The sequence below is a fragment of the Ruegeria sp. CDSB113 genome (assembly GCF_059611045.1).
The window spans coordinates 19079-27538 of record NZ_JBXWOU010000022.1 but is presented as its reverse complement, the minus strand read 5'-3'; the positions used below and the strand labels follow the sequence as shown (position 1 = coordinate 27538).

General features: G+C 56.9%; 8 protein-coding genes. 1 reads left to right on the top strand and 7 read right to left on the bottom strand.

The features are described from left to right. A partial coding sequence (locus AC2FIS_RS22560) for a hypothetical protein (RefSeq protein ID WP_496775533.1) occupies positions 1 to 191 on the top strand: 191 nt, incomplete at its 5' end. Between the two features lie 201 nt (positions 192 to 392). Here AC2FIS_RS22560 and AC2FIS_RS22555 read toward each other — a convergent pair. The 7 genes from AC2FIS_RS22555 to AC2FIS_RS22525 form a co-directional block, all read right to left on the bottom strand. Next, positions 393 to 2174 carry a thiamine pyrophosphate-binding protein gene (locus tag AC2FIS_RS22555; protein ID WP_496775532.1) on the bottom strand — a complete coding sequence of 594 codons (1782 nt, stop codon included), beginning with the start codon at positions 2172 to 2174 and terminating at the stop codon, positions 393 to 395. Next, positions 2174 to 3583 (bottom strand): aldehyde dehydrogenase family protein, encoded by a 1410-nt coding sequence (locus tag AC2FIS_RS22550; protein WP_496775531.1) that lies wholly within the window; start codon positions 3581 to 3583, stop codon positions 2174 to 2176. The genes AC2FIS_RS22555 and AC2FIS_RS22550 overlap by 1 nt, the downstream gene beginning before the upstream one ends. Then, entirely contained in the window at positions 3564 to 4478 is a 915-nt protein-coding gene (locus tag AC2FIS_RS22545; RefSeq protein ID WP_496775530.1) for a sugar phosphate isomerase/epimerase family protein, read from the bottom strand. Before AC2FIS_RS22545 ends, AC2FIS_RS22550 begins: the two co-directional genes overlap by 20 nt. A gap of 142 nt (positions 4479 to 4620) precedes the next feature. Beyond that, positions 4621 to 5811, bottom strand: coding sequence for a Gfo/Idh/MocA family protein (locus tag AC2FIS_RS22540; RefSeq protein WP_496775529.1), 1191 nt, complete (start codon positions 5809 to 5811; stop codon positions 4621 to 4623). After that, entirely contained in the window at positions 5804 to 6478 is a 675-nt protein-coding gene (locus AC2FIS_RS22535) for a hypothetical protein (protein WP_282151834.1), read from the bottom strand. The genes AC2FIS_RS22540 and AC2FIS_RS22535 overlap by 8 nt, the downstream gene beginning before the upstream one ends. Continuing rightward, positions 6468 to 7655 (bottom strand): Gfo/Idh/MocA family protein, encoded by a 1188-nt coding sequence (locus AC2FIS_RS22530; protein WP_282151835.1) that lies wholly within the window; start codon positions 7653 to 7655, stop codon positions 6468 to 6470. The genes AC2FIS_RS22535 and AC2FIS_RS22530 overlap by 11 nt, the downstream gene beginning before the upstream one ends. Beyond that, positions 7645 to 8460 (bottom strand): citryl-CoA lyase, encoded by an 816-nt coding sequence (locus AC2FIS_RS22525; RefSeq protein ID WP_496775528.1) that lies wholly within the window; start codon positions 8458 to 8460, stop codon positions 7645 to 7647. Before AC2FIS_RS22525 ends, AC2FIS_RS22530 begins: the two co-directional genes overlap by 11 nt.

Below are 8460 nucleotides of genomic sequence, written 5' to 3'. Positions count from 1 at the left end.
TTACTTGCGGAACTCATCAGGGCCAGTGGCAACTGCCACGCAAACAGGCCGGACACACGACTGTACTGACAGAATATCGCAATCACAAAATTGCGCTTGCAATGCAGGAGCCATCCACACAGGCCATTGACCGTCGGAACCGATGCTGCGACGCGGCCCGTCGAACCTGCCGTTCGCTGCGGGAGCAATAACTTGAACGCTAAGAACGCACATACTTCAGTGTTATCGCAATTTGACATTATCTCACGTGCTTCGGTGAAAGTAACTTACCAAAAAAAAAGTTCAGACACACAACAACGAAGACTGCGCCGCGACGAAGCTGTTGATATTTGCTCGAACACGGATGAGCATTGACACAAGAAACTGGGCGCGTCTGAACGCGCCCAGTTTCGTCAAGTCGCGACGTGAGATACCTCTTTGTCCGGCGAGTATATGTCCAAGATGTTCCAATGTCCGGTCGTTGGTGTTGGGTTGTTGATCATTGGCACATCGAGCACGGTTGGCTTGCCACTGGCGATTGCCGCTTCCAGAGCGGGCAACAGTTCGTCGGCAGCGCTAAGTCTGTGCCCTTCCGCGCCGTAGGCTCGCGCTATGTCGGCATAGCCCGGTCCGTTTGCGGGTGCGGCGGCTGATCCGGGGAATGTGGTTCCATAGGTCAGACCGTAATGCGCTTTTTGAAGGCCAGCGATAGTTCCGAAGGCGTTGTTGTTCATAACCAGCCAGATGATGCCCAGATCAAGTTCGACTGCTGTTGCCAGCATCGACGGATTTTGACCGAATCCACCATCGCCAACCAAACTTAGTACGACTCGATCAGGTGCTGCCAGTTTCGCGCCGATCGCGCCCGGTGGGCCAAAACCCATCGTGGCGAACCCACCCGGCGTCAGTATTGAACCGGGTGTCAGGATATCGAATTGCTGTCCGACACCGTTCTTGTTCCACCCAACGTCCGTGGTGATGATGGCATCCTCAGGCAGTGCCTTGCGGGTATCTGCCAGAATACGCTCGGGCATCATCGGAAAGGCCGATGAAGTCGCCATTTCCACGTTGCGCTCTTTGAAGTTGGTCCGGAATTCAGCAATTTTCTGTTCAAGCGCGGGGTGTTTGAAACCGCCCGGATACATCTCGCGGGCAACCCGGTTGAGGACGCGCAACGCGGCCTTGGCGTCCGCAACGACACCGATCTCGGTGGGATAATTCCGGCCGATCTCCTGCGGTTCGATGTCGATATGAATGACCTTCGAGCCGGGAATGTTAAACGTGTAGCCAGGGTACCAACTTGAACAATCAGCCTCTTTGAACCGAGTGCCCACGGCAAAGATGTAGTCCGCATTCAAGCAGGACTGGTTGACCAATTCGGTGCCCCAAAACCCGGTCATTCCCAGCACAAGCGGATGGTCGTCTCGCAACGCGCCTTTACCCATCAGGGAATGCGCGACTGGCAGGCCCATATGTTCAACAAGCTCTCGCAACTCCTCGCTGGCCTGTGCCAGAAGAATACCACCTCCGACATAAGCGACTGGGTTTTCGGCTTTAGCCAACGCTTCGACAATCTCTCGCGCTGTCTCGTCGTCAATTGACGGTTTCTTGAGCGCGCGCGTGTTGTCGCGGATACGGTCGAAGCTGTCCGAGGGGATCACCTCTGAAAAGATGTCCATGGGGACATTGACCAACACGGGGCCAGGCTGACCACTTTCGGCGAGATGGAACGCCTTTTCCAGAATTTCGGCCATCAGGTCTGCCCGGTCCACCCGCCAGGCGCGTTTTACGAAGGGTCGATAGATCTCCCACTGGGCGGCGTCTGCATGCAGGTTCACTTCCTGATGAGGATGTTTGCCGTAGTAGTGCGTAGGAATATCGCCCGCGATCACGACCATCGGGATACAGTCCAGTGCGGCATTGGCCACCCCGGTGGCACAATTGGTCAGCCCCGGGGAGAGATGGGACAGTACCACCGAGGCCTTGCCCGTCACGCGGGCGTAAGCATCGGCCGCGTGGCTGGCTATTTGTTCGTGCCGCACGGTGACGAAATCGATGGGACTTTCCGCCAGCGCAGCCAGAACCGCGATGTTCGTGTGCCCGCACAGGCCGAATACGTGCTTGATCTCACGGCGTTCGAGAAAGTCAACGATATGTTCGGCAACGGTTTTGCCTTCCAGTTTCGCTCCGTCCATCACGCGACCTCCTGTCCATAGAACTCACCGAACAGCTCCGGCTCCGAGGGGCGATCCTCAGGGATCGGGCGGCTGACCCAAGTGTAGTTCATCATGTGTTTCATGGTGACGTTTTCATTGGTGATGTTGCCGCCCCAGATGCCGCAGCCCAGGCTGCTGGTCATAGGCATGCCATTGGTCCAGGCACCCGCATTGGCCTTGGACTGAGGCTGTCGCACCATCATACGGCTGACCGGAGCCAGACGCGCCAACCGATCGATGTGCTCGTCATTATGACTATAAATCCCGCAGGAATGGCCCTTACCTCCGGTGTTGTAGATCTGACTGACCGTTTCCAGCGCGTCATCGAAAGTGTCGAAGTGATAAAGCGCCATCAGCGTGGTCAGTTTTTCCTTGGAGAACTTGTGCTGCGGCCCGATTTGCCCCTGATTTTCGACCATCAGGAATTTGCGATCTTCGGGGATCGAAAAACCGGCGACTTTGGCCGTTTGCTGAGGCGGACAGGCGATGGTCGGGAACGTACGGTTTCCCTTGTCATCCCACATGGCCGTTTCGAGCATGGCCTTCTCTTCGTCCGAACACAGATAACCGCCTTCGGCTTGAAGTGCCTTGACCATATTGTCGTAAACCGAGCGCTGGATGATGATGTTGCCGTCCGCCGAACAGCCTGACCCAAAGTCGGAGGTCTTTGAAACTCGTGTGTTCTGAGCGGCGATGTCCAGGTCGGCAGTCTCATCGATGACGATGGACGAATTGCCCGCGCCGACGCCATAGGCCGGTCGCCCTGAACTGTACGCCGCTTTGACCATGGGCTTACCGCCCGTCGCCAAAGTCAGGTCGCAGATCTCCATCAGATGTTGCGTCAATGGGATCGACGGCTTGCGGATCGATTGAAACAGGTCCTCGGGGGCACCGGCGGCATGGCAGGCCGCGCGCATGGCTTCGACCATTTCATAGGTGGTATGGGCAGTGCGAGGATGCGGGCTAAAGATGACCGCATTCCGGGCATTGGCTGCAGAAACGCCAGTCACCGGCGGCGTCATTGCAGGATTGGTCATTGGGATCAGCGAGGCGATCACACCGGCAGGTTTGGCATATTTCACCAGACCTTTTTCCTCATCCACCTCGACGATACCGGTCGATGGAGTGCGCAAGACATCACGCAATACCATGTGAACCTTGAAACGCTTCGCAGGGCGTCCTTCGCGATCTCCGATACCGCTTTCATCCACGCCTTGCTGAGCCAGACGCGTGAAGGTTTTCTCGTTCCCCGCATACCACGCAATGGCCTGAGACAGGCGGTCCAGCCTGTCCTGATCCCAATCCTCGATTTCGGCCATTGCAGCGCGTGCGCGTGCCAGCATATCGGCCGCCATGTTGCGGTCGTTTTCAGTGAGCTCTTTGCCCATGATGATCCTCTTGGTGTTTTGCAATTGCTGCATCGGGCATACGACGCTGTGACCGCGCCTCACCGAATGTTCGCTTGGCGTGACTGAGACAGCGACGCGCGTGTTCTTCGTATCCCAACTCGGCAACGCGGCTTTGGTTGGGCAGTTCAATAGAATAGTCGACGGGCGGCATCCGCTCGATGATGCCGGTGAAATCAATCCATCCCTCGCCGGGGTAAAGTCTGGCATCACGGGCCAGCTGGATCATTCCCTCACGTGTATCGGCGATACCGGGCAGGCAATCAGAGATATGCAGGAAGTGAAACAGATCCGAGGGGACGTGCAAAAGCTCTCCCAGATCTACGCGGCTGAGGTGCAGATAAAGCGTATCAACCAGAATACCGCCATTCGGCTGATCAGAGGCGCGGACAATATCCAGCGCCTCATCCAGAGTGCGCAAGCGAGAGAAGCTTGGGAATTCCAAGTCCACTGTTAGCCCGTAGGGCGCCGCCAGTTCGCAGGTTTCAGAATAAACGTCGATCAGGAAGTCACGATCATCGCGGGTGTTTGTCCACGCGCTCATGACAATGCGTTTGGCGCCCAGCTCCCCGCCCACCTCCAACGAAGGCTCAAAACTGCGCGGATCGACATCTTCGGTGATGCGCGCAAGCTCGACATCAAGGACTTTCAAGCCTGTGGTTGAGAGAGCCGTTTTGGTGGCCTGAACCTGCGCCTTGTCGATTGGAGACTGAGTGAATTCACCGGGCACATGCATCGGAATGAACCGAGGGCTGACGGCATCGTAACCGGCCCGCGCGGCGATATAGACCAACTCGGGCGGCGTACAGCCAATCAGCGTCAGATGCGCCAAGGAATAGAGAGAGGGGCTTGCGCCAGCCCCTTCGGGTTTCACCATGAACGACAGCTCCACGTGTCTGCGAATCTCAAATTCATCACACGTTGTTAAAAATATCTGATATTTTTTACAATATCAACTTTTAATGCTGAGCAGGAAATGAAAGCGCCCGGGCGTGCTTAACCTTCATGTTGGCAAAGCCTTAGAGAGTGACCCAGTTCCCTCCGGACTGGTGAGAGCGCACAGAGGCGTCAATGAATCGGACACCGTCTGCGCCTTGTTCGACACTGGGATAAGCAAGCCAATCGGCCGGAACGGTAACGCCATCCCGACGCGCGGCTACGGCCATAGCAAATTCCGTATAGAGGTTGGCCCAAGCTTCGATAATCCCCTCGGGGAAGCCCCGCGCGGTACGGATCAGACGTTCCGCGCCGGGTCCGATACCATGCCCGTGACCTCGGCTGATGATACCATCCGGCTTACCAAACCGATTGAACTTCAGCTGTTCCGAATTCTCCAGGTCCCACTCGAGACCGCCTTCGCTGCCGAATATGCGCAACCGCAACCCACCCCGGTTTCCGGGGGCAAGGCGTGTTGCCATCAAGGTTCCGGGGACTTCATTTTGGTAACGGGTGAACATGAACACCGTGTCTTCCAAAGGCTTTGGCGCGCCGCAGACATGAAACTCGGCCCGTAGGTCGGTCAAGGGCAGGCCCGAGACAAAACTGGCCAGATGCGCGGCATGGGTGCCGATATCGCCGACACAACTGGTCGGGCCAGAAATCTTTGGGTCCAGCCGCCATTTGACATGGGGCGCATCAGCCACATCATCGGGCGTCATCCAGTCTTGCATGAACTCGACGTGGATTTGGTTGATTTTACCGATGCCGCCTTCCGCCACGATTTGTTTGGCCTGACGGATTACTGCAAAACACGACATCGCATAGCCGACAGCAAAGATGTGTCCCGTGCGCGCGGTAATCTCCTCAAGCCCCTCGGCCTCGTCGACTTCGTTGGTCAGCGGCTTGTCGCACAGCACGTCAATGCCCACCTCCAGAAACGCTTTGGCCGCTTCGAAATGAACGTGGTTCGGGGTAGTGATCATGACGGCATCCACGCCATCCAGGCGCGCCGCCTCGGCCTGCGCCATCGCCTCGAACGACGTATAACATCTGTCTGATGGTAGGAACCACTCGTCCCCGCGTGCTTTGCTGCGTGCGGCATCAGAACTAAGCGCGCCAGCGACGACCTCCCACCGGTCGGTCATCCGCGCAGCCGTTGCTTGCGTGACAGAGATACGTCCACCACCAACAACGCCCAGCCTCAAACGGCGAGACAAGCGGGGGAAAGGGCCATCAAAGTTCAGGTTTTCGGGTAAAAGTCTCTCAGCCATTCTGAACCTCCATTTCCGGGACCCGCGCGCCCTCCGGCAATATTTCCACCGCCATGAAGATGCTGGGGGTAATCGTCTCGTATTGATGCCAGGGATAATTGCCTGCGGCGTCATACATCGGCTTGTGCGTCGTGCCCGGGGCCATGAATTCTTCGAGGTAAAGGGTTTCAACATCCCGTTCGCGGCATTGCTGCATTTTGCCAAAGCCTACGATTTGCGTATGCACTTCGCGAAACCCCGATACCGGGCAGAACGGATGATCCTTGTGCAATCCGACATTCAGTGGAACCGAGCCGGAATGGTACATGGTCAGTCCAACGTTACCCACGAAGACCTTTGGCGACATGTAGTGGCTGACACCGCGCAGACGCTCCTCTTGGCGAACGTCAAAAGCAGATGGCCATGTATCTTTCACCCGTTCAAACAATTCGTTGTCATCGGCATGGGCGTCGAAACCGTAGACAATTACTGCGCGTTCCACACCTTTGAGTGCGCTATCTTGCACGATAACGGACGAAAGCGGTGCAACGGCCTGATCCTCGACCGAGAGATCCAGTTGCCCGAGGTTAAGAACAATTGCACGACCCTCGACAGATATTCTATCTTCACCGGTGAGGTGCTGGACGCGAAAGAATGGCTGGGCAAAGTCGAGCGTCTCAAACGGCATGGACCAGCTCCTTCCTCTCATCGTTCAGGAAATCGACCGGCAAGGGCTCGGGTGCCGCGCAACAGCTTTCTATCGTTTGATAGGCGCCGAATTTCGGCGCCCGTTCAATCGCGTCCATGACCTCAAAAACATGGTAGGCAAGCGCTCCACTTGCGCGGGGTTGGCGTCCTTCTTTTGCCGCCAAGGCCAGATCCAAAAGGCCGAGCCCGCGGCTGTCTTCATTGAACCCGTGTTTGTTTTCGACCACCTGCCAGTCTTCACGACCGGTTGGACGAGGTTGATGAGACCAGCGCGAGGTTTCACGCGTTTTCAACCAGACATCTCCCTGAAAGATGTTGGCTCCATGAACCGGGTCAGGGTCAGGGATGCTGATGGTGCCGTCTTCACCATAGATCTCGAAACGCGGAGTTTCGCTGTCCCAGACGTCGAAGCTCATGGTCATCGACCCTATAGCTCCGGAAGAGAACTGCAGCAGGCTTAGGGAGTGCGTGTCCACCTCGACATCTATCCATTCGCCGTTGCGAGGGCCATTTTCGATCATCCTTTTGTCGAACGTGCGCCGAGCCATTCCGGCGACCCGGTCAACGGGACCAAGGCAGCAAATCATTGCGGTCAGGTAGTATGGTCCAAGGTCAAGCAAGGGCCCGCCACCAGCTTGGTAGTAGAAATCAGGGTTGGGATGGTGGCGTTCTGTCCCGTGGGTACCGACATGTGCAAAAACCCCTGCCGGTTTGCCAATGGCACCCTCGTCGATCAAGTTCCGAACGGTCTGCCAGCGACCGCCCAAAAATGTGTCGGGCGCGCAACCGACCAGTAACCCCTTTTCAGAGGCCATGTGCAGGATCGCCTTTCCATCTGTCCGATTCATGACCAGTGGCTTTTCGGAATAGACGTGCTTGCCCGCCTTTAAGGCGCGCAGGCTGATTTCGGCATGCGCCGCCGGAATTGTCAGATTCAGAACGCAATCGATTGTCGGATCGTCAAACACTTCATCTGGCGTGCAGGCCTTGGCGATGCCGTATTGACCCGCTTTGGTGCGGCTTTCCGAAAGATCGAGACTTGCACAAGCAGCAACCTCGACGCTCGAAAATTCTGATAGTGTTTTTAGATAGATATCGCTGATACGACCACAGCCAATAAGGCCGACCCGGAAGGATTTCGATGTCTCACGTGTCATCATTCCTGTCTTCGTAGAGTGGTAAGTAATTCGGGGGCATCGGCCCTTTGTTCCGACCGCCCTGGTTCATCTGCTCCCAAGCGTGGGCGAGTATTCCGACCGAGCGGGACAGGCAGAACAGCCCTCGCGACAAAGGCGCAGGAAAGCCAAGTTCGCAGAAGATCACAGCTGTCGCGCCATCGATATTCATGGCAATTGGCCGACCGCCTCGTTGACGGCCGAGTTCGGCCTGAACCTCTTCTCCGATATCGGCAAACCGGCCAGAAACTGTGCCTTCTGTCGCCGCATCACGAACAAGTTTCATCAATCGAGGCGCACGTGGGTCGACGGGTTTGTGGAACCTATGACCAAAGCCCGATACGATCTTGCCATAGGTCTCGCGCCAGCTGTCCAGACCGTCCTTCACAGCATCATTCAACGATGCTCCGCAATCCATGCGAGCCGCGATATCATAGTACAGCTCTGCACACTGCTCTCCTGCCCCGCCGTGCACGTCGCCCAGCATGTTCACCGCAGTCGCCATCGCACTATTGAGGCCTACCCCGCAGGTGGCGGCCATACGCGCAGCCGCGATTGAGGGAGCCTGTGGGCCGTGATCCACGCCTGCGACCAAAGCGGCTTCGAACAGGCGCGCTTGAGCGTCGCTGGGCAGATCGCCCCGCACCATCAGCCAGATCATCTGCGGGAAAGATACGTTCCCGATCAGGTCCTCTATGGCGTTGCCGCGAAAAGCGATCTGTCCGGGTTTCATGTCGATGATGGAGGTACGCCACCATTGGCGAACGGCGCGCTCATCGATTGACAT